Genomic DNA, 24,521 nt, shown 5'->3' with positions numbered 1-24,521 from the left:
TTTTAATAATCTGTAGATATGGTTAAGTCTTTCAGAATCTCAAATTCATTCATCTGGCTATCAAACTTAGCTGTTGCCCTGCGATACGCATCGCTTCCCAGTAATAAGTGCAGCGGGGGATTTTCTTCAAAAGCCGTGTCAATCATGATTGCGACACCTTTTTCAGGGTCTCCTGCCTGTTTGCCATCCATATTTTGGTATTTATGTAGTGTTTCGTTGATTGCAGTGTAGCCACCTTCTATTTTTTCGGGCAGTGCTAACGACTCTTTTGAAAGGAAGCTGGTCCTGAATGCACCCGGGGCAGCAATCGTAACTGTAATGCCAAATGGTTTTACGTCCTGCGCCAATGCTTCAGACAATCCTACAACCGCTGATTTTGTTGCCGAGTAAGCCGACCATCCCGATCCCGGTGCTATACCTGCAATCGATGCAATATTAATAATGTGCCCAGACTGCTGTTCTCTCATCAGCGGCAGTATGTGACGTATCGTATTTATAGTGCCAAAGACATTAATATCAAAAGCATCGCGCACGGCAGCATCGCTTATTTCTTCAAGGCTTCCGCCAATACCGTAGCCTGCATTATTTACCAGTACATCGATCCTGCCAAAAGTTGCTGCTGTTTTCGCTACGGCTTCCTTTACAGATACATCATTAGCAAGATTCACCTGAAGTGGAAGGAAATTTTCTGAACTATCACCAACTGCTTTTGTAAGCTCATCTGTAGTCCTTGATGTTGCTGCTACCTTTTGGCCTGCAGCCAGTAATTGTTTTACAAATAGTAAACCGAACCCTTTTGAAGCCCCGGTTATAAACCAAATTTTCTGTTCTTTATTCGTTTCCATATTATTTTGTATTTTTTATAAGGCAAAGTACGTAAACCTACGCGTCGTTACGTTTGCCTGCTTCAAACGCATACTTGTACAAATCAAACAGCTATAATTTGAAATATTTTAAAAATATTTTATGTTTTCCTGTTACATATCTCTTTGCCACTCGTCATATAAAAAATACCATTCGTCATAAATTTCATATTGTAAGAAAAATAATGGTATATATTTGAAGTATCCAACAACCAAAAAATAAAATCAACATGGTAGCTATAGCAATTTACATTTTAGACACAGTAGTGAATGTTTTAAGCTGGGCGGTAGACGCAGTTTTGTCACTATTTTAAAAACCAACAGTATATCATCAATCATCAATCAAAAAACTGTTTACATTTGAGTAGTTAAGCATCAGGCAATGGTAAAAACATTGCCTGATATTTTTTATAAGCATGCCGATGAATTTATTAAAGAATCCGAAATACCATCTTTACGCAGCACTTGCCTTTATGGTTTATGTGCTTTGCTCGCTTACACTGAGTAAGGTCTCATACCAGATAAAATATCCCGAGAAGATGGGAGATTCGTCTATTATACCGTATTACATATGCGAGGGTGTAATATGCGGACTGGTGGCATACGTACTCTCTAATATTCTGCTCTACTTTTTAGAGCGATTAATTGTATTTAACGAGCTAAAAAGATCGGCGGTCATAAAAATGGTTGTAGTTTTTATAGTGGTTGTTTTTGCTTACAGTATGGCAATATGGCCGCTTCTTGATTTTACTTACAGGGTGCTGACTGATAAGTCTATAGATGCGACGCTGTTTATGATGATAATGAACGTACCCTATTTTAGTGCCATATTCACTATATGGCTGTTTATAGTGGTTGCTATCAAGGCTTACAGGCACATAAACCAGGTAAAAATGAACCAGCTGCAATTGGAATCCAACTTAAGGGAATCACAGCTTAATACGCTAAAAGGACAGATCAATCCGCATTTTATGTTTAACAGCCTTAACAACATACGAGGACTGATACTCGAAGATGTGCCTAGGGCAAGGGATATGATTACCCGCCTTTCTGAAATGCTGCGTTACAGCCTTACTAAAAACGGCATAAACACCATTCCGCTTAAAGAAGAACTCCAAACAGTAGATAATTACATAGAAGTATCTAAGATACAGTTTGAAGAGCGGCTCCGGTTCAGTATCAATGTTAACCCTGGGACATTAGCTATTGGCATACCTCCAATGGTGGTCCAGATGCTTGTGGAAAATGCGGTAAAGCATGGTATAGGGAAAATTAAGGAAGGTGGAGAAGTACGCCTACACATAGACAAGACTGATGAAGAATTGGCTATCAGGGTGGAAAATTCGGGCAATCTTTTGTTAAGTGAAGATTCTACCAGGCTGGGACTCGAAAATATAAAGCAGAGGCTTTCCCTGCTTTACGGAAATAAAGCAAGCTTTACGCTTACGGAAAACAGTAATTTTGTAGAAGCTAAAATTTTAATACCGCTGACATGACCACTATCAAAACTGTAATTGTCGAAGATTCACGCTTAGCCCGTAATGAGCTTAAGGAGCTTATAAAGGCACATCCTGAAATTGAGGTTATAGGCGAAGCCGAAAATGTTGACACAGCGTTTGCTATGATAAACGAGCTTAAGCCGCGACTTATTTTCCTGGATATCAATATGCCGGGCAAAGATGGTTTTGAGCTTCTTGAAATGCTTGAAGATGTTCCTGTAACTGTATTTACCACTGCTTTTGACGAATATGCCATTAAGTCGTTTGAGTATAACGCACTGGATTATCTGCTCAAGCCGATCAATTCGGTACGTTTTGCAGATGCTGTTCACAAGATAAAAGACAAGATCGTAAATGACCATCCTGAGAACGCCACAGAAAATCATCTTTTAACCGAAGAGAGTCAGATATTTATAAAAGACGGCGAAAAATGCTGGCTGGTTAAAATAGGGGAGGTATTTCTCTTTGAGATAGTAGGGAACTATACCCGCGTATATTTCAGGGATCAAAAACCTCTTATATATAAATCATTAAACCAGATTGAGGAGCGACTTCCCGAAAATTTGTTTTTCAGGGCCAGCAGGCAGCAAATCATCAATCTTAAATATATTAAGAACGTAGATAACTGGTTTAACGGCAAGCTAAAAGCGACAATGCAAAATGGCGAAGAGATAGAAATTTCAAGGCGTCAGTCGGCATTGTTTAGGGATATGCTTAGCTTATAGAATTTCAAAGTTTCAGAGTTTCAAAACTGTAAACTGCGACTGTAAACTGTAGACTGAACACTATTCCCTTTCAGGGCGCGGAGGCCTTCTGTTTGTGTTAAGGGGTCTTGCCGGTCCATTATTCCTATTTTGCGGCCTGTTAGGATTTGCCGGTCGCCGCGCAGCCGAAATCCTTTGTGTAGGTTCTTCTTTCGGCAGGCTTGCTTCTTCTGTTTTGCTTGAGGGTTCAATAAGCTGGTTCAGCTCTTTGATTTCGGCAGCAGTAAGTTCCCTGTAACGTCCTGCGGGCACATCAAGCGAAATATTTATTATCCTTATCCTTTTTAGTGCAGTAACATCATACCCAAGATATTCGCACATACGGCGTATCTGTCGGTTTAATCCCTGGGTTAACACGATCCTGAAGATATATTTGCTAATCTGTTCCACCTTGCATTTTCTGGTCACGGTGTCAAGAATTGGCACTCCATTGCCCATTCGCTGAATAAACCTGTCGGTGATAGGTTTGTTTACGGTTACGATATATTCTTTTTCGTGATTGTTCCTGGCACGTAGTATCTTATTTACAATATCGCCATCATCAGTCATGAATATAAGGCCTTCACTTGCTTTATCCAACCTGCCAATCGGAAAAATGCGCTTTGGGTAATTGATATATTCGACTATATTATCCCTTACATCAGGATTTGTGGTACATTCTATGCCCACCGGTTTGTTAAATGCCAGATAAATATTTTTCCCTGCTTTTTCTTTAATAAGCCTGCCGTCTATACGCACTTCATCTTCAGTTGTAACTTTGGTTCCCATTTCGGGCACGATGCCGTTTAGGGTTACCCTTCCTTCTTCAATAAGCTTGTCTGCTTCCCTTCGTGAGCAGTAACCGGTTTCAGATATATATTTATTAAGGCGCTTCAATTCTTCCATACTGCAAAAGTAGTCAAATTTATAAAATCTCTGAGTTCATATATTTAGTATATTGGGCCTGAAAAAGTCTAATAAATTGCTATTATCATGAAAAACAAAATTACAATATTACTATTAAGTCTTTTTGCAGGGCTCTCTTATGGGCAGAGCCGAAAGGGTCAGCTGCACCTGACCCCCGAAAGCAAATCGCACAGACTATATGTCTCTTTTATGCCTGAGACAGAGAATAATAATGAAAAATCAGGATTTTCATCTTCGCCACAATTAGAACAGCTTGCGAAAGAGTATCATATCACTGCGCTAAAGGCGGTAGATATTCCGGCAGCAAAACTTGAAGAGTTAAAAAGTGCAGCCATTAAAAATGCAGGAAGCAGTGCTGCTGTAGATAAGCTTGCCAATATATATGAACTAACAATAGATAACCCTTCTAACGAAAGGATGCTGGAACTTGCGCAATCGCTGGAAAAATTTGATGCAGTTGAATACTGCAGCCTTATGCCGCTTAGCCCGGTAAAACCTCCTTACGATATATTCCCGGCTACGCCATCATTTATTGACCAGCAGAATTATGTCTCAGACTATGGCGTCGATATGGCTTATGCATGGGAACTGGGACTTACAGGGCAAAATATAAATATACGTGACATAGAGTTTGGTTTTAATAAAGACCATGAAGAGCTTAACGATCGCAATGTGTATGTTGGGGCAGATATGGTAGTTTCCAGTCTTGCCACGCAAGATTTTACTGAGCACGGAACCGGAGTATTAGGTATTATGTATGCCGACAAAGAAGGAGACTATGGGGTTTCCGGCCTTGCTTATGGCGCTAACGAGCTTGCACTATTTACCGAGTACGAACAAACTACAGGATATAACAGGGTTAATGCTATAATTAAATGTATCAGCAATTCTGTAGAAGGTGATTTTATAATTTACGAATTGCAGGCTACAGGCGCCCTTGGCCAATATGGTCCGGCTGAATATGAGAATGTGGTATGGGATCTTACCAAGGCAGCTACCGATGGAGGTATGATTGTCGTGGCGGCCGCCGGTAACGGTGCTGAAAATCTTGATGCTCCGGCATACAACTCCTATAATAACAGGGGCGACAGCGGTGCCATAATAGTTGGGGCAGGAAGTAACGACGAAAATCACGATAGGCTTGACTTTAGTACTTACGGTGCAAGGGTAGATCTTCAGGGATGGGGGACAGGGGTTCTTACTTCTGGTAGCGGTACTGCTTATACGATAGCTGGTGACTTTAACCAGGCATATGCCTGGTTTAACGGTACGAGTTCTGCTACGCCAATTGTGGCTTCATGCGCCATAGTGTTGCAATCGCATTATCATAGTGTAACCAACGATTATATAAGCGGCCCGGAACTGAGGGAATTGCTTAAAGCTACAGGAAAACCTCAGGGTGAAGGCGAAAATATAGGGCCACTGCCCAATATGCCTGCGGCGCTTGCCGCCATGGACGAGATGCTGGGTATTAATAGTGTAGAGAAAGAAAGTTTCATAGCCTATCCTAATCCTGTATCTGACAGGTTGAAGATAGCAGGAAATTTTTCGGATAAGGTAAGCGTTAAAATATACAATGCTGTTGGGCAGCTAGTGTCTTCTCAGGCTAATGCAGATAACGAAATTGACTTCAGCAGTTTTTCTAAAGGCATTTACATTGTAAAAGTATCCGATAACGGAAAAACGGTGTCAAAGAAAATAGTAAAGAACTAACGATAGCGTAAAAAAAAGCGGAATACATACTCATATGTATTCCGCTTTTTTTATTCTGTATCAAACAAGAATGAATAAATGCTGTTGTAAAGAGCATCACCATGAAGACTATGTCCAAGGCCGGTAGTTGTTATGAATTTAGCTTCGGGCCATGCTTTGGCAATTTTTTCTGCTTCTTTAAACGATACTACGGTATCTTGTGTATCGTGAGCAATGAGCCCTTTTGCCCTGATTTTTGTTACAAAGATGCTTCCTGAAAACTCATGTGTTTTAATCCTGAAATGCTCAAAAAAGTGCTGTTCAAGCAGTTTGAACACATTGCTGTTAAGGCTGAGCATCCCTTTATAGTTGCGTAATATTGTAGTCAGGTCACTGGGTGCGCCCAGCACTGCCATTTTTGTAATGTAATCGTTAGGGTAATGCGACTGAAAGTAAATTGCTGCCGCTCCGCCTAATGAATGGCCTATAAGATATTGTGGTTTTATTTTTTGGACTACGATATTTACAAATTCTGCATACTGCGGTATGTTAAATTCAGCACCAGATGATAATCCATGGGCGGGTGCATCTACCGCAACTATAGTACTGCCGGATTTTTTCAGGTAGCCGATAAGCTGTTCCCATCGAGATGCATTACTTTCCCAGCCATGCATCAGCAACACTTTAGTATCGTTACCTTTCCAGGTATACATCTGGAAAAGAAAATCATTGTGGGTAATCATCTCGGCATCGGCTTCCTTAAGTATATCAGGAAGCGATTCTTTTATGAGCCTGCCGTCGCGAGGATGGCTAAAGAATTTGTACGCAAGCCAGCTTGCCTTTTTAGGATAAATGTAGCCAAGGATGTTAATGTACAGCCCCAGTGATTTTGAAAGGAGAAATGTAAATAGTTTTTGCATCGCGCAGAGACAAAAAAAATCCCCCGCCATGGCGGGGGATCAGGTAATTATATTTTAGAGAACAATTGTTCCATTTTTTCTTTTTCTTCTTCGGCAAGTAAGCTGTCAACAAGAATACGTCCGCTGTGTTCATCTGTAATGATCTTTTTACGTGCAGCGATCTCCATTTGCGTTTGTGGAGGTATCGTGAAGAAAGAACCTGCAGAAGCACCTCTTTCTATAGAAACAACAGCAAGGCCGTTTCTAACACTTCCTCTTATCCTGTTATAAGCAGCAAGAAGACGCTCTTCGATCATTCCCTGGTACTCGTTAGATTTTTCTGAAAGGAAAGATTCTTCTTTCTGAGTTTCAGACATGATAGCATCAAGCTCAGATTTTTTGTGGCTTAAGTGAGATGATTTTGCATTAAGTTTTTCTGAAGACTGAGCAATAGTCTCTTTTTTGTACTCAATAGATGCTTTCATCTCTTTGATGTGCTTTTCAGCAAGCTGTATCTCAAGTTCCTGGAATTCTACTTCTTTTGTAAGAGAGTTGAACTCACGGTTGTTGCGTACATTTTTTTGCTGATCAGTATATTTTTTAATCGCAGCTTTATGATCTTCAATAGCTGTTTTCTTATCCTTTATTTGATCTTCGATAGATTCAAGGTCAGATTTAAGTTTTTCAAGCCTTGTGCTTAATCCGGCCACTTCGTCTTCAAGATCTTCCACCTCTAATGGAAGTTCGCCTCTTACGTTCCTGATTTCGTCGATTCTTGAATCAATTAACTGTAAATCATAAAGTGCCCTTAATTTGTCTTCAACACTTAGTTCCTTGATATTCGCCATATTTATAAGTACTTAACTGGATTTGTATATTCTTCCGATAAAATGAATGCAAAATTAGGGATTTTTTTCGTAAGATAACCAACTATATATTTTTTTGTTTGTAGGTAAATCTAATTTGGCTATAGATATTGTACGGGATTTGTGTCTATACTCGTAACTGCTACCTGAATCTCTAGACGGTTACTAAGAAAATCGGCTATATAGTTTTGTGTAAATCGTTCGCTTTCAAAATGGCCTATATCGGTAAGTAAAAGTTTGCCTTCCGCCTCATAAAACTGATGGTATTTTAAATCGGCAGTAAGAAAAGCATCCGCGCCTGCGGATATAGCATTCTTAATTGCAAAACTACCCGATCCTCCAAGTACGGCAACCTTCTTAATTTGTTTTCCGTTAAACGCACTGTGCCTTATGCCATGTGCCTGCATTTTGTCTTTCACAAATTCTAAAAATGCTTTTTCCTCCATTGCTTCTGTCAGTTCACCTGTCATGCCAAGGCCTATATTCTGATGGCTGTTATTTAGGTTGTAAATCTCATACGCGACCTCCTCATAAACATGGTTGGAAAAAAGGGCTTTAAGTATTTTACCCTCAAGATGTTTTTCAAAGGTAACTTCAACCTTGATTTCCTTTTCCTCTACAAATTCACCGGGTGTACCAATTTTGGGATCACTGTCTTCATTGCCTTGATAGGTACCCAGCCCCTGCGAATTAAAACTGCAATTTTCATAGTTTCCGATGTTTCCTGCGCCTGCATCAAAAAGTGCATTGCGGAGCTTCTCTAAATTTTCGGGGATAGTGTAGGTAACCAACTTACGAATGTAGTTCTCTTTTGGGATAAGTATCCTGGTGTTGGTCAGTCTCAGCGCATCACAAAATATTTTATTTACTCCCTGTTTGTGGTTGTCCAGGGCAGTATGTACAGCATAAATTGCAATATCATTTTTAATTGCTTTTATAACCGCGCGCTCCACATAGTTTTTTCCGGTTATCTTTTTTAGCCCCGAGAATAATATAGGGTGAAAGCAAACAATGAGGTTACTGTTTTTACTGATTGCCTCATCAATGACACTTTCAAGCGCATCATGGCAAACCAATACCCCTGTAGCTTCATCATCGGCATTGCCCGTAAGCAGGCCTACGTTATCAAAATCTTCGGCATAAGCCAAAGGTGCCATTTCTTCAAGTACAGTAAGAATATTTTTTATTTTCATGATTGCATCAGGTTGATGCACAAAATTACTATTTAAAATAACATTTTGAAGATGTAATGCAAAATAGGCTGTTAGTTACAGGTATAGCCTGATGCGAGTGCATTCGATAAGGTGCTATCGTAGGTTTCGCCTGTTTTTGTGCCGCCTACGACTGCCTGTCCTTCATCATTACATAATGTAAAATTCTCTGCCATTTCTTTAATGCAGGTCACGCAGGGTATGCTGGCGCTGTTTTCGTCATCGTTAGAAGAGCACGAATAAAAACCTATTGCAGCAAGCACGGTAAGAGATAAGAATAATTTTTTCATGGCAATTTTTTTTTGGTGTCTTATAAATATAAGCATGAAATAGCGGGAATCCATTCAATTTTACATAAGCTTAACGCTATGGATACCATAATTGCCCTTTGTAAAAACGTAAATTTGTGTGCTTAAAAAATTATCTTTGCTATAATAGCAATCTTAATCGCCAATGAAATTTCTACGCAAGCTGCTGCTGCCATTCTCTCTATTTTATCTGCTGGTAACCGCAGTGCGTAACGTTTTATATAATTTGGGAATCTTTAAATCCCATTCCTTTCCTGTGCCCGTCATTGCCGTAGGCAACTTAAGCACCGGGGGAACCGGCAAAACGCCGCAAACTGAATATCTTATCAGGCTGCTGTCTGATAAATACAAGGTAGCAACACTGAGCAGAGGTTACAAAAGAAAATCTGAAGGATTTGTGCTTGGAAGCAGTGCGAGTGATGCCGCGATACTGGGTGATGAGCCTTTTCAGTTTTACCAAAAGTTTCCACAGATACGCGTAGCGGTAGATGCCAACCGGAAAAATGGCATAGAGCAATTGCTTGCGCTTTCACCTAAGCCTGAAATCATAGTGCTTGATGATGCTTATCAGCACCGCAGGGTAAAAGCGGGATTTTATATATTGCTAACTGCGTACGGGGATATTTATGCCGACGATTTTTTACTGCCTGCCGGAAACCTTCGTGAAAGCAGTCTTGGCGCTGACAGGGCAGATGTTATCATTGTGACCAAATGTCCCGTTGCCCTTACCGAAATGGCAAGGCAGGATATCATAAAAAAGCTCAAGCCAAAGAAATCACAAAAGGTTTACTTTACTTGTATAGAATACGATAACGAGGTATATTCGGAAATAGGCCGTAAGGACGTTGCAGAGATAAAAGGTACCGATAAGGTTCTTGTAGCCGGAATTGCAAAGCCAAAACCTTTTTTTAAGCATTTGCAGCACCAAAATGATGAAACGCTGGCATATCCCGATCATCATGATTTTAGCGAAGATGAACTCGAAGATTTAGAAAAGCGATCACTTGATAAAATAATAGTCACTACGGAGAAGGATTATGTAAGGCTAAGGGGCAGTCTGCCGAAAGATAAGTTGTACTATCTGCCTATACAAAGCCGTTTTTTAACCGATGGTGCCGAATTTGATAAAACTATTTTAGATTATGTGGGAAAAAGTACAGGAAACAGCTAAATACATTTCAGATAAAACAGGATTTGTGCCGCGTTACGGTGTAATTCTTGGCTCAGGCCTTGGTAGCTTTACCGATGAGATTGAGGTGCAGTTTACGTTAAACTATGACGAGATACCTAACTTTCCGGTGTCTACCGTTGAGGGGCATTCAGGGGCACTTGTATTTGGAAAAATAGGACAGAATAATGTCGTGGCAATGAAAGGCCGTTTTCATTATTACGAAGGCTACAATATGGAGCAGGTAACATTCCCTGTAAGGGTAATGAAAGCGCTTGGCGTAGATAAGCTTATAGTATCTAATGCTTCAGGCGGTGTAAATCCGTTTTATAAAGTGGGTGATATAGTGCTGATATACGATCACATCAACTTTTTCCCTGAGCATCCACTTAGAGGGCAGAATGATGAGCGCTTTGGCCCGAGGTTCTTAAACATGAATGAGGCATACAGCCGTAAGATGATTTCTAAGGCAAAAGAGATTGCTGTAGCACAAAGCATTGATGTAAAGGATGGTATTTACCTTGGATTGCAGGGTCCAACATACGAAACCATGTCAGAGTACCGCATGGTGAAGATTCTTGGAGCCGATTGTGTGGGGATGTCTACTGTGCCTGAGGTTATAGTAGCAAGGCACATGAATATGGAGGTGTTCGGGCTTTCTGTAATTACCGATATGGGTAACGAAGAGGGTATCCAGACGCTAAGCCATGATGAGGTGCTCCAGGCTGCAAAAGCAGCAGAGCCAAAAGTGAAGGCACTGATAAAAGAACTGATTATTAAGTACTAAATTTTGCCACGAATTACACAAATTTTCACCAGTTAAAATTAGTGCTGATTTGTGTAATTCGTGGCAGTATATTTTATTTTTCTAAGAAAAGTATAAGGTCTATTATTCTTGAAGAATAACCTATTTCGTTATCATACCAGCCTACTACTTTTACCATCCTGTCTATAACAGATGTAAGCAGTGAGTCAAACAAGCACGAGTTTCTGTTCCCTAATATATCTACTGATACAATAGGGTCTTCGGTATAGGCTAAAATTCCTTTAAGTCCGTTTTCTGAAGCCGTTTTAAAAGCAGCATTTATTTCTTCAATACTTACTTCACGTTTTACATAACAGGTTATATCTGTCAGCGATCCGTCAGGTACCGGTACACGAATACCTCCGCCGCCTATTTTACCTTCAAATTCAGGAAATATCTTAGTAAGCGCTTTAGCAGCTCCCGTAGTGGTAGGTACTATAGACTGCGCTGCACCGCGAGCCCTTCTTAGGTCTTTGTGAGGCTGGTCGTGCAGGCTTTGGTCGGTAGTGTAGGAGTGAACCGTTGTAATGTATGCCTGCTCAATACCGCAAAGGTCGTTTATAACCTTCATCATTGGTGCAGCATTGTTAGTGGTGCAGCTTGCATTAGAGATCACCTTTTCTGTTCCGTCAAGAATATGCTCGTTAACGCCCAAAACAACCGTTTTAATACGGTCGTCTTCTGGTGGGGCAGAAAGGATTACTCTTTTGGCTCCGGCTTCAAGGTGTTTGTTGGCATCTTCCAGGGTTTTAAATTTTCCTGTAGCTTCAATAACAATATCAATGTCCAAAGATTTCCAGTCAAGATTCTCAGCATTTTTCTTTCTTAGAAAAATATATGGCTTACCGTCTATTATCAGGCTGTCTTCGGTATGCGATACTTCGTGGGGCAATATGCCATGAATACTGTCGTATTTTATAAGATGCGCCATAGTACGGGCATCGGCGATATCGTTTATGGCAACCACTTCTATAGAGGGGTGGTTTATTAAAAGCCTGAAAAGGTTTCGGCCTATGCGGCCAAAACCGTTAATGGCAATTTTTGTTTTTTTGTTCATTTCTGTAAAACTGTCAACCGTCAACTGACAACTTTAAACTAATTATAAAATGTGTTTTTGTGCTTTGTAAGATGAACGTACAAGCGCACCGCTCTCTACATGGCGGAAACCAAGCTCAAGACCAATTTTTTCGTATTTTTCAAACTGCTCCGGAGTTATGAACTCTTTTACAGGAAGGTGTTTTTTACTTGGCTGAAGGTATTGGCCAATAGTAAGTACATCAAGGTTTACGCTGCGAAGGTCGTGCATGGTTTGTATCACTTCTTCTTCAGTTTCGCCAAGGCCAAGCATAATGCCCGATTTAGTACGGTTGATACCATTTGCTTTCAGATAGCGCAATACCTCAAGGCTGCGCTCGTATTTTGCCTGGATGCGCACTTCGCGGGTTAACCTTTTTACAGTTTCCATGTTATGAGAAACTACTTCAGGGGCAACTTCAATAATACGGTCTATATTTCTTTCTATTCCCTGGAAATCGGGGATAAGTGTTTCAAGCGTAGTCGTGGGGTTCATCCTTCGGATAGCCTTAACCGTTTCTGCCCAAATTATAGAACCGCCGTCTTTAAGGTCGTCACGGTCTACACTGGTAACAACAGCATGCTTAATATTCATAAGCTTTATAGAACGTGCCACTTTTTCAGGCTCATCCCAATCTACCGTTTCAGGTCGGCCAGTCTTAACACCGCAAAAGCCGCATGAACGGGTACAGGTGTTACCTAGTATCATAAAGGTAGCTGTACCTTCGCCCCAGCATTCGCCCATATTAGGACAGCTTCCTGAAGTACAAATGGTATGCAGCTTGTATTTGTCTACAAGGCCGCGAAGTTCAGTATATTTTTTGCCGGTAGGCAGCTTTACCCTAAGCCACTTTGGCTTTTGAGTCAGCAGTCCGTTAGCAGCAACAGGTCGTACAGTGTCTAAAACAGTTTCCATAAATAAAAACTTTAAGATGCAAAGATACTACTTATTTGTATAAAAGCTGTTGTTTTTGATGTATGTGCACACCCGTCACAATCCTTTGTACAGATGTTATTATTTTTCTTAAAACGCATGGATAATTTTACTCTAATTTAGATTTTTGAAAAAAAAAATTGGTTTTAACATTCATTTAGTATTGGGGACAACAGCTTTTTGTTGAAAAAGAGTGTGTACACTTCAAAAATGGCCATAAAAAAAGCTCCTGAAAAGGAGCTTGATCTTAATTGACCTTTACGGTTATCGGGAGGCTGTAAGCAGTTCTAACTGCTTTACCACCTTTCATGCCCGGCGTCCACTTTGCTTTAAGAGATTTTAAAACCCTTACGGCTTCTGCACCCATACCATAACCCGGGTCGCGTGTTGCTTTAATATTACTTAAGGTTCCGTCTGGCTCAACAACAAAAGAAACATAGACCCTCATAATTGTGGCGTCATTAACTTCGGGAGTCCTGAAGCGTTCACCTACATCTTTACGGAATCTGTCAAGTCCACCAGGATATACAGGAGCTACATCTACAATCGTTTCAATAGTTCCGGGTCCTGTTCCTGTCGACGGTGCTGTTGAGGTACCTTGTCCGTCAGGTGCAGTGCCTGGTTGAAGGTTTATTGTAGTTCCTGTTCCGGCTGTAGTTGACGCACCCGGATCGGCATTTTTAAAATCGTCTGTTGTAGGCAGCACGGGAGTCGGCTCAGATGTTGCAGAAAAAGGTTTAAGCTCAACTGTAGGTGTTACTGATTGTGCCGCCGGAGCTGCTGACTCGACTATAGGTTCTGGTTTTGCTATTGGTGTTTCAGGAATTTTATATGGCTCGACTTCAATAACTGATGGGGTTACATCTATTACCGGTTCGTCCACGAACGGGGGTGGTGATTGCAAAAGATTTATGATAACCGGGACACTGATTAAAAGTGCCACAAAACTGATGCCTGTAAATAGGGCGATCATTGTTGTTCTTGGGTTTTCTTTACGTAATTGATACGCTCCGTAATTTTGGTTGCGGCCTTCAAAAACAAGGTCGATCCATCCCTGGTCTAAAACGTTAACTTTTGACATGGCATGATGATTTTGGTTGTTAATATATTATCTAAAACGTTTTCGTTGATTTTAATATTGTAATAAAAACCGTAAATATTTGCGAATTGAGTATTGTGTAATATCAAACCTTAATTTTTATATTTGAGTATGAAAAAACTAATATCGCTAACCTTAATCATATTTTTATTTACATTTTTGACTGGAGCTCAAAATACTAAGCTTAAGTTTGAGAAGATAAATGACAATATATATCTTTATACAACGTACCAGTTGTTTTCCGGTAAACCATTTCCGTCTAACAGTGCTTACATCGTTACAGATGACGGCGTCGTGTTGTTTGATACACCGTGGGATGAAACTCAATTCCAGCCGCTTTTAGACAGTATAGAAAAAAAGCATAATAAAAAGGTTGTTATGTGTATTTCAACCCACTTTCACGATGATAAAACTGCGGGGCTAGAATATTATGCAGGCAAGGGTATTGCAACATATACAAGTAAATATACTAAAGAGCTTTCTGTTAAAAACAGAAACAAGCTGGCGCAGCACACATTCGAAAAGGATACGCTATTTAATGTTGGCGGACAGCGTTTTGAGACCTATTATCCAGGCGAAGGACACAGTCACGATAATATAGTGATATGGCTCGGCAAATATAAATTCTTGTATGGTGGCTGCTTTCTTAAAAGTGTAGAAAACAATGACCTTGGCTATCTAAAGGATGCAGATACCGCCGAGTGGAAAAAATCGCTTAAAAAGCTGATGGAAAAATATCCTGAACCTGTATATACCGAGGTAGGTCATTTTAAAGGTTCAAAAGGGTGGAAGCCAGTAAAGCATACCTTAAAGCTGCTCAAAAAGAATAAGAAAGCTTAGTCTTTTTTAGTAATTATCTCGGTAAGAAGTTTTTTAGCACGTAGTAGTTTTACCTTTACATTATTAAGCGGCTCTCTAAGCTGATCAGCAATTTCCTGATAGCTCATTTCCTGGAAATAACGCAGCTGAATTACCTCTTGGTATTGTGGTTTTAGCTTTTTGATGCACTCAAGCAAGCTGGAAAGGTTTTGTTCTTTTATAAGTTTATCTTCCGGTGAGGGCGAACTGTCTGCTACATTATAGGCCTGTTGATCTTCTTCGTCGGTTATCTCTACAAATAAAGAAGAGCGCTTTTTGCGCAAAAGATCTATATGAACATTTTTGGCTATAGCTATAAGCCAGGTATTAAATGCATATTCAGGATTATAAGTAGAAATCCGGTCAAACGCTTTTGCGAATGTTTCTATGACTATGTCTTCGGTATCGGCTTCGTTTTCGGTACGCTTTAGCATAAAACCATAAACCTCATTCCAAAAAAAATCGAGCAGGGATGTAAAGGCAACCTGATCGCCCTTTTTTGCCTTTTCTATGTACTGTTGTATAGTTTGGGAGGTTATTTCCAATGTGATGGTTTTGAAAACAAATTGCTAAAGAAAACGTTCAGTTGTGTGAAGGTAAGGATTATTTCAATAAATGGATACCAGTACACCGTATCTTTTTCTTTTAGTTTTGCGGCGCTATAGCCCATTGTAAGCCAGCTGCCGATATAACGTATTGCCACTACAGGCACCATAAACATCCAGTTGTACTGTAGTGCAAAAAGAACAATAGCAAGGGTAATAAATGACAGCTGTGATAACAAAAATAACCTTAGTTGAAATTTATCAGCAAAGCTGAAAAAGCTTGCTGTAAACACCTGTCTTCTCTTTTGTATTCTCCATGCCCCAAACGATTTTTTAGCCTCACTGTACGTGAAGCTTTCGGGAGTATAGCAAATGGTGGTGTTCTTTTTATTTGCTGCCTGATTAATAAACAGGGCATCTTCTCCCATGCGGATATTCATGTGATCAATATAGCCGTTTACCTTAAAGAATTCGTCCTTTTTATACGCAAGATTTCTGCCTTCGCCAGAAAACGGACTGCCTATTTTTCCCCATGCAAAATACTGGGTAGCCGTTAGCATATTGTCAAAGCGGATTATCTTATTCAGGAACGATTTCTTAACCTTTTCATACGCGCCATAGCCTAAAACAATTGTTTTGTTTGTGGTAAACTGAGCAGTCATGTTGGTTATCCATTCTTTAGAATCAGGATGGCAGTCGGCGTCAGTAAAAAGAAGGTAATCTTTACGTGCAGCTTTAATGCCAAGCGTTAGCGCATATTTTTTGTTTCCCCAAAAAGCTTCGTTGTTTGCCACTTTTACAAGGCGGATATTGCTGTATTTTTTTTCGAATTCCTCAAAAAGATCAAGGGTTTCGTCGCTAGACGCATCATCAATAAGTACAATTTCAAAGTCAGGGTAATCCTGCTCCGCTAATAACGGAACAAACTGCTTTACCTTTTCGGCTTCATTTTTTGCGCATACGATTACAGAAACCGGTACCCTTTTGGGACTAATTTCCTGAGCGTGCGCAAAGGCAAACTTTCCAAAAATTATAAGGTAATATACAAGCTGTACTACTACAACAGCAACAAATACATAGAAAATAATGTTCAGCATATAGGCAGGCGGCATTTATTTTTGCGTTGGCAAAATTAGGGAAAATATTTAGTGTTCAGTATTCAGTATTTGCTAATCAGGTTAAATAATGTTAACCTCTGCCTCAATCCTTATTCCAAAGTTATTGAATACCGTTTCCTGTATATTCTTAGATAAGTCAAGAATGTCCTGTCCTGTTGCATTGCCGTAATTTACAAGTACTAAGGCCTGTCTTGCATGCACTCCTGCATCTCCAAAACGTTTACCTTTAAATCCGCTTTGCTCAATGAGCCATCCTGCGGGTACTTTAACTTCTGTATCCGATACAGTGTAATGCGGCATTGTAGGGTGGAGGATATAAGCCACCTCAAATTCTTCTGTTGTGATGATAGGATTTTTAAAGAAGCTGCCACTGTTGCCCAGTTCTTTTGGGTCGGGCAGTTTGCTTTGACGAATAGCCGTAACAGCTTCGCTCACATCTTTTATAGTGGGTATAACAATATCATTTTTAGTCAGCTCGGCAGCGATATCGCCATAGGATGTGTTTATCTTATGACCTTCTGTAGTAAGCCTGAAAGTAACCGATGTAATTACATACTGGTCTTTCAGTTTCCCCTTAAAAATACTTTCGCGGTAAGCGAACTCACATTCTTCTTTAGTAAAGGTCTTTATTTCCTGTGTTACAATGTTCATTGCATCGCACGAAACAAAAGTGTCTTTGATTTCAGTACCGTATGCCCCAATGTTCTGGATAGGGGTAGTACCTACATTACCAGGAATAAGCGAAAGGTTTTCCAGTCCGCCAAGATTGCTGCTTATGCAAAACTGAACGAACTCATGCCAGTTTTCGCCCGCCATGGCTTTAACTTTAGCAAAACCGTTTTTAGATTCCAAGACTTCTTTACCTTTTAGGTCAACATGTATAACAAGGGCGTCTATATCCTGGGTAAGCAGCATATTGCTTCCACCACCAAGGATAAAAAGTTTTTTGCCTTTGTTCTCTTTGAGTACTTCGGCTAGTTCGGCTATTGAATGAACCTGAACGAATTCTTTAGCAAAGGCACTTATGCCGAAGGTGTTGTGGTTTTTTAAAGGGTAATTAGCAACGATTTCCATAGTGAGTATACGGTTGTTTTGAGAAGCAAAAATAAGACTTTAAACTATTATTCTGTAGTAAGGCCGCGGTTTAAAAATTCTACAAAAGGTTTAAGTACCGATAATTTTTTAGAAGTATTGGCTACAAAATCTTTGTTTTCAATCTCTTTGTCAGATAGTTTAGCTGTTGCTGTAAAGCTTTTCAGTTTTAAAAAAGCTATTGCAGGATGGTCTTTTGCGTAGTCTTTAGGAGATGTTTTCAATGTATTATTTTCATCGCTGTCAAGGCTGCCGAATAATTTTTTGAATTCAGGAGCGTCGACAATATCTTCAAGGTCTTCATAAAAACCGGCAATCTCACTGCGTATTTTTTTAAGGTCGGCGGCATCCGGCCAATGGACTCCGGCAGCGATGAAGCTGGCTCCTTTTTCTATATGTACATAATATCCGGCGAGATTTGTGTTTTTGGTTCCTGCACTCATCCAGATACCCATATTGGTTTTATAAGGTGATTTATCTTTAGAAAAACGAATGTCTTTATTAATACGGAAGGAGCAATCTTTAAATTCCAATTGGCTAAGGGTTTCGTCTTCCTTGCTCATTTCGGCAATAAAAGCATCAACCATCTGGCGATAGTCTTTTTTATACTCGTCGTATCGTTTTTGGTTGGCCTGGAACCAGTCACGGTAATTATTTTCTTTTAGGTCTTCAAGAAACTGAAGGCTGGTCTTTGATATCATGATGTACTGATTTGTAGAGTAAATGTATAATTTTTAATTGCAATGTCCAATAATCAGTAACTGTGGAACACTATTACAGATTAAATAAAGTATAACTCTGGTGGGTGTCTTTTACGATTGTTTCTGTTCTTTCAGGATGGGTGTCAGAAATGAATATCTGCCCGAAAACCTTATCGTCTATCATGGTAACTATTTTAGAAACACGTGTTTCATCAAGCTTGTCAAAAATATCGTCGAATAAAAGTATCGGTAACACGCCGCTTTGTTTTTTTATGAATTCAAATTGTGCCAGCTTAAGGGCGATCAGAAATGATTTCTGCTGCCCCTGCGATCCGAATTTTTTTATAGGATGCCCATCAATTTCAAACAAAAGGTCATCTTTATGAATACCTACACTGGTGTACTGCAATACGCGGTCGCGCTGCAGGCTTTCGTCGAATAAATTCAGCAGCTTTTTGTCGTGCAGGTGGCTGTCGTAAACAACACTTACAGCCTCTGCGGAATCGGTAATCGACTGATGGTGCTTATTAAATATAGGTATAAAGTCTTCCAGGAACTGTTTGCGTTTCTCAAACAGGGCATGGCCTAAAGTGTCCAGCTGCTCGTTATATATAGATAAGGTGTCTTTGTCAAATGTATGGTTAAGGGCGAAGTATTTAAGGAGTGCATTGCGTTGCGAAACTACTTTTTGATAATTGATAAGCTCCTGAAGATAAGATGAGTCAAGCTGTGAGATTACGCTGTCTATAAATTTTCGCCTTGTTTCGCTGCCTTCGGTAATAAGGTCATTGTCTGAAGGGGATATGATGACTAAGGGTATAAAACCTACGTGCTCAGAAAATTTATCATAGATCTTGCCGTTGCGCTTAAGTACTTTTTTCATACCTTTTTTAAGGCTGCATACTATTTGCTCATTACGGCTGTCTTTTTCAAAATTTCCGTCAATTACAAAAAACTCTTCTCCGTGCTTAATGTTCTGCACTGCCATGGGGTTAAAATAGCTTTTTCCATAGGCTAAATGGTATATGGCATCCAGTACATTAGTCTTCCCTACGCCGTTTTTTCCTGTAAAGCAATTTATTTTAGGGTCAAATTCATAATTTGCCTCAGCAATATTTTTATAATTGAGGAGTGATAAATTCTTTAAGTACATGGGGTAAACGGAATCCTGATTGTGAGAACCTTGTATAAAAATGGGCTGTTTTACTAAGAAGGCGCAAATTATCGAAAAATATCGACAAAAGATATTTTAATATTCAATAAAAATTTTATTTTTGCCACTCATTAAAATAACATAAATGGCAACGTATAACAAAAGAGGCTATAAAGCTCCCAAACCCGCAGAAATTAACGAGGTTGAACCTGTAGAAGAAACTTTTGACGGAAAAAGCACAACAGCAGAGGTATTTAATACTCTTGATGCAGGTGCTTCCAGAACAGAAGAGTGGGTGGCCAGAAACCAAAAAGGTATTTTAGCAGGGGTTGTTATTATAGCTGTAGCTGCAATTGGTTATTTTGGATATCAAAAAGTAATAGCTGAACCTAAAGAAGTTGCTGCTGCAGAAGATATGTTCCAGGCACAGCAATATTTTGACCAGGCGGTTAATGCACCTGCTGCAAACGATTCGCTATTTAAATTGTCACTCAACGGTGGAGAAGGTAAAAACGGTTTCCTTGGGATTATAGAAAATCATGGCGGGACAGATGCTGGTAACCTGGCACATTATTATGCAGGTACTGCTTATCTTAACATTGGTAAATATAAAGAGGCGGTAGATCAGTTAGAGCAATTCAGCACTAAAGACGAAATTCTTGATGCTATGGCTAAAGGTGCAACAGGCGATGCTTTTGCACAGCTTAAGCAAAACGATAATGCATTGGAGTTTTATGATAAAGCTGCCAAAGCAACTCAAAATGATATGGTAGCACCACGTTACCTTTTTAAAGCGGGACAAACGGCTCTTGCACTTAACAAAAAAGCTGAGGCTCTTAAGTATTTTAAAGAGATCCAGGATAAATACAGTACTTCTGCAGAAGGCGCTTCTATCGATGCGTATGTTGCAATGGCTGAATAATTACTATGGCTACAGTAAATAAAAACTTATCACAATACGATAAAAACACAGTCCCAAACGCGAAAGATTTTCGGTTTGGGATTGTTGTTTCTGAGTGGAACGAGACAATAACAAGCGGCCTTTATAAAGGTGCTATTGAAGCATTGCTTGAAAACGGTACCCTCGCCGAAAATATCATATCATGGGATGTGCCGGGCAGCTTCGAACTTATTTACGGTTCTAAGCGAATGATAGATACTCAAGACGTTGATGCTGTTATAGCTATCGGCAGTGTTATACAGGGAGAAACTAAGCATTTTGATTTTGTATGCGAAGCGGTGTCGCAGGGCATAAAAGACCTCAATGTGCAGACAGATGTACCTGTTGTATTTTGTGTACTTACCGATAATTTTATGCAGCAGGCGATAGACCGCAGCGGTGGAATTCACGGTAATAAAGGTACAGAAGCAGGTATAGTCGCTATTAAAATGGCTTTTTTAAGACAGCAGACAAAATAAATTTATAAATTTATTTTATTGATATTCAATCCCTTCCGAACCGGAAGGGATTTTTTTTATAAAAATTTAAAATTTTTTAAATCCATAAAACTGCACCTTTCGTATATACCTTCAGGAACGGATTTAAAACAGTGGTGTAAATAAATTCGTCCCTCATAAAAAAAAATAAGCCATTTAATTAAAGTAAGGTGTGGTTTTATGGCTTCCCCTTTTTGTCCTCCCTGGATGAAAAGGGTTTTTTTATGCTCGACGGTAATCTTTTACAAAATCATTTTTTCTTTTTTAGTTCCATTTTCTGCCTGTTTTCGTCAGCTCTAAATTTTACGATCTTTTCAATTAGATCAAGGGGCATCGGCCTGTCAAGCGGAAATTGAACAGAGCCTTTTCCTGTCTTGTAAGCACTCAGTTCTTTTTGAAATGCGGCGTTGCCCGATAGCAGGGCATAAAAGCCTATATGGCTTCTAAAAGCAGCAAAGTAAACAAGGTTTCCATAAAGTTTAAAAGCCGGCATACCATAACTTATGGTTTCATGTGCTTCAGGTGCGGCAGTTTGTACTGTTTTGCGCACGAGTTCTAAAAGTTTCCTTACTTCGTGAGGAAAACTTTCAATGTATTCGTTAATGTCTTTCGGTTTATCCATAACTCAAATTTAAAAGTAAAACTTCCCAAACGGAAAGCTTTATGTTTATTCGCCCGTTGCAGCCGCCCTAAGTTTGTTGATGTCGAGTTTTATCATCTGCATTAATGCCTGCATCACTTTATCGGCATTTGACCCGCTGTTTTTGATAAGCTGGTCAAACTCTTCAGGCACCACCTGCCACGAAATTCCGTATGGGTCCACTAGCCATCCACACACGCTTTCGCTGCCGCCGTTGGCTGTCAGGTTGTCCCAGTAATAATCAATTTCTTCCTGGTCCTTGCAGTTTATCACAAAAGAGATAGCTTCACTGTGCTTAAATTGCGGACCTCCGTTCAGCATCATGAACGCCTGTCCCTCAATATCAAATGTCGCTGTCAGTATAGAGCCGGCGGGCATAGGCATGTTCTTGCCGTAGCGTGATATATCATTTACTTTGGAATTTTTAAATATCGAAGTATAAAATTCAAGCGCCTCTTCAACTCTTCCGTTGAACCAAAGGCATGGGGTTAGTTTTTGCATAATAGTTAATTGTTTGTTGTTTACATATCAAAGATACCTAATACGTTATATCCTCAGGCGGTGGAAACCTGACAATAATAGGGGTGTATCGGGACAGGATCCGCCAGGTCGGTTAATGAAAAGATAATTTATAAGGAGTTATGACTAATGATGATTAACTTGATAAGGTAAACCGTAAATAAGGCATATCATGTATATTATATTAGGAGGTACAGGCCATGTAGGCACTGCCGTTACAAGCGAACTTTTAGCCAAAGGAAAAAAAGTAATCGTGATTACACATGATGAAAATAAAGTTGGACTTATAGAAGCAATGGGGGCGAGGGCTGAGATTGCCGATATAACAGACAGTAACCGGCTTAATGAAATATTTAAGATGGGAAGCCACCTTTTTCTTTTGAATCCGCCTGCTCCGCCATCTACAAATACAACCAGGGTAGAACGTGACAGTATGCAGTCTATCATTGCTGCAATCGAAGACTCCGGACTCGAAAAAATTGTAGCCGAATCTACTTATGGTGTCCAGCCCGGTAAAAAGATAGGTGATCTTGGTGTGCTATATGAAATGGAAGAGGTACTAAAGGATATTCATATTCCGGTAAGTATTCAGCGTGCTGCCTATTATTATAGCAATTGGGACTTTTCTCTAGCATCGGCGCAGAAAGATGGTAACGTATATAGTCTTTATCCACCGGATTTTAAATTACCAATGGTTGCGCCTAAAGACCTTGGTAAGTTTGCTGCCGAATTATTGCTTGAGCCTTCAGACGACACCGGACTTTATTACAGGACAGGCCCGGATAACTATTCTCCTGATGACGTAGCCGCTGCTTTTTCGAAAGCGTTGGATAAAACAGTTGAAGCTGTTCAGATTCCGGAAGATAAATGGGAAGTGTTTTTAGAAAAGCAGGGCTTCTCTAAAAAAGCAGCAAGGTCTATGGTAAATATGACACGTTTAACGATAGATCAGGGTCAGGAGTGGCCTGAAAATCCATCCAGAGGTATAACAACACTAGATGAATATATCAGCGATCTTGTTGCTAAGGAAAAATAAAAAGCCGCACATTACTGTACGGCTTCTATATAAATCTATAATTGATTATGCTACTTCGTGGTGGCTCTCTACAGATGTAAGGTAACGTTCTGCGTCAAGAGCGGCCATACAGCCTGAACCGGCAGCAGTAATTGCCTGACGGTAATCTTTATCCTGTACATCGCCAGAAGCAAATACTCCCGGGATGTTAGTCTTAGTAGATTTACCTTCGGTAATAAGGTAACCTGTCTCATCCATATCAAGCTGATCTTTAAAGATATCTGTATTAGGCTTGTGGCCGATTGCAATAAATAAGCCTGTAATAGCAATTTCGTGTTTGTCGCCAGTCTGGTTGTTTACGATCCTAAGACCGTCAACTACCTGGTCACCTATAACTTCGTCAACTTCGCTATTGTAAAGAACAGTGATGTTAGGCGTGTTCTCAACACGGTGCTGCATTGCCTTAGACGCACGCATTGCATCTTTACGTACCAGCATGGTAACATTTTTACAAATGTTGGCAAGGTATGTAGCTTCTTCAGCAGCAGTATCTCCTGCACCCACGATAGCTACGTCCTGATTACGGTAAAAGAAGCCATCACATACTGCACATGCCGAAACGCCGCCGCCTCTTAAACGCTGCTCGCTTGGAAGCCCAAGATATTTTGCAGTAGCTCCGGTAGATATAATAACAGTTTGAGCGTGTACCTCTTTATTGCCGTCAATAATTACCTTGTGCCATCCGCCCGGTTCTTTACTAAATTCAACTTCAGTAGCCATACCGATACGCACCTGAGTTCCAAAACGTTCAGCCTGCTGTTGCAACTGTACCATCATTGTAGGTCCGTCGATACCTTCCGGATATCCCGGAAAGTTGTCAACCTCTGTAGTAGTTGTTAGCTGTCCACCCGGTTCCATACCAGTGTAAACAACAGGTTTCATATCTGCCCTTGCGGCATAAATAGCTGCAGTATAACCTGCGGGGCCTGATCCTATGATAAGGCATTTGATTTTTTCTATTGTCTCAGACATAATTATGTAGGGTCATTAATTTGCTATACAAATGTATGTTTTAATTGAAAAAATAACTACTTAAAGTTATCAGTTTTAGCTATTGAAAAATAATTTTACTTTATTGTTTTGAGAAGTCAGTTTTTGTAGTATATTTGCACCGCTCAAATGGAGTAATCTACTTGACTTTTCGGGTGTAGTTTAGCCCGGTTGTGCTTTCCGCTTGCAGAGGGAAGGTTGCAGATAAAATAACTAACACCCGGGGTGTAGCGTAGCTCGGTTATCGCGCCTGGTTTGGGACCAGGAGGTCGCAGGTTCGAATCCTGCCACCCCGACTTTTAAGA

26 protein-coding genes and 1 tRNA gene are annotated in these 24,521 nt (G+C 40.1%); 10 read left to right on the top strand and 17 right to left on the bottom strand.

The window, feature by feature from the left end:
- Nucleotides 1-2: 2 nt before the first annotated feature.
- Entirely contained in the window at nucleotides 3-845 is an 843-nt protein-coding gene (locus tag R1T16_RS15755) for an SDR family oxidoreductase (protein WP_317502083.1), read from the bottom strand.
- 440 nt (nucleotides 846-1,285) lie between these two features.
- Here R1T16_RS15755 and R1T16_RS15750 point away from each other — a divergent pair, with 440 nt between their 5' ends.
- Nucleotides 1,286-2,359, top strand: coding sequence for a sensor histidine kinase (locus R1T16_RS15750; RefSeq protein WP_317502082.1), 1,074 nt, complete (start codon nucleotides 1,286-1,288; stop codon nucleotides 2,357-2,359).
- On the top strand, nucleotides 2,356-3,087 hold the full coding sequence (locus tag R1T16_RS15745; protein WP_317502081.1) for a LytTR family DNA-binding domain-containing protein: 732 nt from the start codon (nucleotides 2,356-2,358) through the stop codon (nucleotides 3,085-3,087). The genes R1T16_RS15750 and R1T16_RS15745 overlap by 4 nt, the downstream gene beginning before the upstream one ends.
- Before the next feature lie 60 nt (nucleotides 3,088-3,147).
- Here R1T16_RS15745 and rluF read toward each other — a convergent pair whose 3' ends face one another.
- A complete protein-coding gene (gene rluF, locus R1T16_RS15740) occupies nucleotides 3,148-4,011 on the bottom strand; it encodes a 23S rRNA pseudouridine(2604) synthase RluF (RefSeq protein ID WP_317502080.1) in 864 nt (287 codons plus the stop codon).
- Nucleotides 4,012-4,098: 87 nt separating this feature from the next.
- Here rluF and R1T16_RS15735 point away from each other — a divergent pair, with 87 nt between their 5' ends.
- A complete protein-coding gene (locus R1T16_RS15735; protein ID WP_317502079.1) occupies nucleotides 4,099-5,745 on the top strand; it encodes a S8 family peptidase in 1,647 nt (548 codons plus the stop codon).
- 50 nt (nucleotides 5,746-5,795) lie between these two features.
- Here the strand turns inward: R1T16_RS15735 and R1T16_RS15730 are convergent, their stop codons facing one another.
- The 4 genes from R1T16_RS15730 to R1T16_RS15715 all read right to left on the bottom strand — a co-directional run bounded on the left by R1T16_RS15730 (nucleotide 5,796) and on the right by R1T16_RS15715 (nucleotide 8,990).
- Entirely contained in the window at nucleotides 5,796-6,644 is an 849-nt protein-coding gene (locus tag R1T16_RS15730; RefSeq protein WP_317502078.1) for an alpha/beta hydrolase, read from the bottom strand.
- Nucleotides 6,645-6,691: 47 nt separating this feature from the next.
- Nucleotides 6,692-7,471 carry a zinc ribbon domain-containing protein gene (locus R1T16_RS15725; protein WP_317502077.1) on the bottom strand — a complete coding sequence of 260 codons (780 nt, stop codon included), beginning with the start codon at nucleotides 7,469-7,471 and terminating at the stop codon, nucleotides 6,692-6,694.
- A gap of 119 nt (nucleotides 7,472-7,590) precedes the next feature.
- A complete protein-coding gene (locus R1T16_RS15720) occupies nucleotides 7,591-8,682 on the bottom strand; it encodes a Nif3-like dinuclear metal center hexameric protein (protein ID WP_317502076.1) in 1,092 nt (363 codons plus the stop codon).
- Nucleotides 8,683-8,753: 71 nt separating this feature from the next.
- Nucleotides 8,754-8,990, bottom strand: a complete 237-nt coding sequence (locus R1T16_RS15715; protein WP_317502075.1) for a hypothetical protein — start codon at nucleotides 8,988-8,990, stop codon at nucleotides 8,754-8,756.
- A gap of 163 nt (nucleotides 8,991-9,153) precedes the next feature.
- On the opposite strand from R1T16_RS15715, the gene lpxK reads away from it, so the two are divergent.
- Both lpxK and R1T16_RS15705 read left to right on the top strand, forming a co-directional pair.
- On the top strand, nucleotides 9,154-10,179 hold the full coding sequence (gene lpxK / locus R1T16_RS15710; RefSeq protein WP_317502074.1) for a tetraacyldisaccharide 4'-kinase: 1,026 nt from the start codon (nucleotides 9,154-9,156) through the stop codon (nucleotides 10,177-10,179).
- A complete protein-coding gene (locus tag R1T16_RS15705; protein WP_317502073.1) occupies nucleotides 10,151-10,963 on the top strand; it encodes a purine-nucleoside phosphorylase in 813 nt (270 codons plus the stop codon). The genes lpxK and R1T16_RS15705 overlap by 29 nt, the downstream gene beginning before the upstream one ends.
- 73 nt (nucleotides 10,964-11,036) lie before the next feature.
- On the opposite strand, the gene gap is transcribed toward R1T16_RS15705, so the two are convergent.
- The 3 genes from gap to R1T16_RS15690 all read right to left on the bottom strand — a co-directional run bounded on the left by gap (nucleotide 11,037) and on the right by R1T16_RS15690 (nucleotide 14,070).
- Entirely contained in the window at nucleotides 11,037-12,038 is a 1,002-nt protein-coding gene (gene gap, locus R1T16_RS15700) for a type I glyceraldehyde-3-phosphate dehydrogenase (RefSeq protein ID WP_317502072.1), read from the bottom strand.
- Between the two features lie 42 nt (nucleotides 12,039-12,080).
- Complete coding sequence (lipA, locus tag R1T16_RS15695; protein ID WP_317502071.1) at nucleotides 12,081-12,971, bottom strand: lipoyl synthase; 891 nt, start codon at nucleotides 12,969-12,971, stop codon at nucleotides 12,081-12,083.
- A 265-nt stretch (nucleotides 12,972-13,236) separates the two neighbouring features.
- Entirely contained in the window at nucleotides 13,237-14,070 is an 834-nt protein-coding gene (locus R1T16_RS15690; RefSeq protein WP_317502070.1) for an energy transducer TonB, read from the bottom strand.
- A 129-nt stretch (nucleotides 14,071-14,199) separates the two neighbouring features.
- Here R1T16_RS15690 and bla point away from each other — a divergent pair, with 129 nt between their 5' ends.
- Nucleotides 14,200-14,928, top strand: a complete 729-nt coding sequence (bla, locus tag R1T16_RS15685) for a BlaB/IND/MUS family subclass B1 metallo-beta-lactamase (protein ID WP_317502069.1) — start codon at nucleotides 14,200-14,202, stop codon at nucleotides 14,926-14,928.
- Here bla and R1T16_RS15680 read toward each other — a convergent pair.
- From R1T16_RS15680 to recF, 5 genes are all read right to left on the bottom strand, one after another.
- Entirely contained in the window at nucleotides 14,925-15,491 is a 567-nt protein-coding gene (locus R1T16_RS15680; RefSeq protein WP_317502068.1) for an RNA polymerase sigma factor, read from the bottom strand. The genes bla and R1T16_RS15680 overlap by 4 nt on opposite strands.
- A complete protein-coding gene (locus tag R1T16_RS15675) occupies nucleotides 15,482-16,588 on the bottom strand; it encodes a glycosyltransferase (RefSeq protein ID WP_317502067.1) in 1,107 nt (368 codons plus the stop codon). The genes R1T16_RS15680 and R1T16_RS15675 overlap by 10 nt, the downstream gene beginning before the upstream one ends.
- Before the next feature lie 81 nt (nucleotides 16,589-16,669).
- Entirely contained in the window at nucleotides 16,670-17,692 is a 1,023-nt protein-coding gene (murB, locus tag R1T16_RS15670) for a UDP-N-acetylmuramate dehydrogenase (RefSeq protein WP_317502126.1), read from the bottom strand.
- 38 nt (nucleotides 17,693-17,730) lie between these two features.
- Nucleotides 17,731-18,402: a DUF2461 domain-containing protein gene (locus tag R1T16_RS15665; RefSeq protein WP_317502066.1), complete on the bottom strand. Its 672-nt coding sequence runs from the start codon at nucleotides 18,400-18,402 to the stop codon at nucleotides 17,731-17,733.
- Nucleotides 18,403-18,475: 73 nt separating this feature from the next.
- A complete protein-coding gene (gene recF, locus R1T16_RS15660; RefSeq protein ID WP_317502065.1) occupies nucleotides 18,476-19,555 on the bottom strand; it encodes a DNA replication/repair protein RecF in 1,080 nt (359 codons plus the stop codon).
- A gap of 145 nt (nucleotides 19,556-19,700) precedes the next feature.
- Between recF and R1T16_RS15655 the strand changes: the two genes are divergently transcribed.
- Nucleotides 19,701-20,477: a tetratricopeptide repeat protein gene (locus tag R1T16_RS15655; RefSeq protein WP_317502064.1), complete on the top strand. Its 777-nt coding sequence runs from the start codon at nucleotides 19,701-19,703 to the stop codon at nucleotides 20,475-20,477.
- Between the two features lie 5 nt (nucleotides 20,478-20,482).
- Nucleotides 20,483-20,974 (top strand): 6,7-dimethyl-8-ribityllumazine synthase, encoded by a 492-nt coding sequence (ribH, locus tag R1T16_RS15650; RefSeq protein WP_317502063.1) that lies wholly within the window; start codon nucleotides 20,483-20,485, stop codon nucleotides 20,972-20,974.
- A gap of 268 nt (nucleotides 20,975-21,242) precedes the next feature.
- Here ribH and R1T16_RS15645 read toward each other — a convergent pair whose 3' ends face one another.
- A complete protein-coding gene (locus tag R1T16_RS15645) occupies nucleotides 21,243-21,614 on the bottom strand; it encodes an iron chaperone (protein ID WP_317502062.1) in 372 nt (123 codons plus the stop codon).
- Between the two features lie 45 nt (nucleotides 21,615-21,659).
- Entirely contained in the window at nucleotides 21,660-22,133 is a 474-nt protein-coding gene (locus R1T16_RS15640) for a VOC family protein (RefSeq protein ID WP_317502061.1), read from the bottom strand.
- A gap of 190 nt (nucleotides 22,134-22,323) precedes the next feature.
- Here R1T16_RS15640 and R1T16_RS15635 point away from each other — a divergent pair, with 190 nt between their 5' ends.
- Nucleotides 22,324-23,187: an NmrA family NAD(P)-binding protein gene (locus R1T16_RS15635; RefSeq protein WP_317502060.1), complete on the top strand. Its 864-nt coding sequence runs from the start codon at nucleotides 22,324-22,326 to the stop codon at nucleotides 23,185-23,187.
- Nucleotides 23,188-23,232: 45 nt separating this feature from the next.
- Here the strand turns inward: R1T16_RS15635 and trxB are convergent, their stop codons facing one another.
- Nucleotides 23,233-24,198 (bottom strand): thioredoxin-disulfide reductase, encoded by a 966-nt coding sequence (gene trxB, locus R1T16_RS15630; RefSeq protein WP_317502059.1) that lies wholly within the window; start codon nucleotides 24,196-24,198, stop codon nucleotides 23,233-23,235.
- Between the two features lie 239 nt (nucleotides 24,199-24,437).
- On the opposite strand from trxB, the gene R1T16_RS15625 reads away from it, so the two are divergent.
- Nucleotides 24,438-24,512: transfer RNA gene (locus R1T16_RS15625), tRNA-Pro, on the top strand.
- Nucleotides 24,513-24,521: the final 9 nt, after the last annotated feature.

Origin of the sequence: Flavobacterium sp. DG1-102-2, assembly GCF_033042555.1 — a bacterium.
Classification (GTDB): Bacteria; Bacteroidota; Bacteroidia; order Flavobacteriales; family Flavobacteriaceae; genus Flavobacterium.
This window is presented reverse-complemented; position numbering and strand designations above follow the sequence as displayed.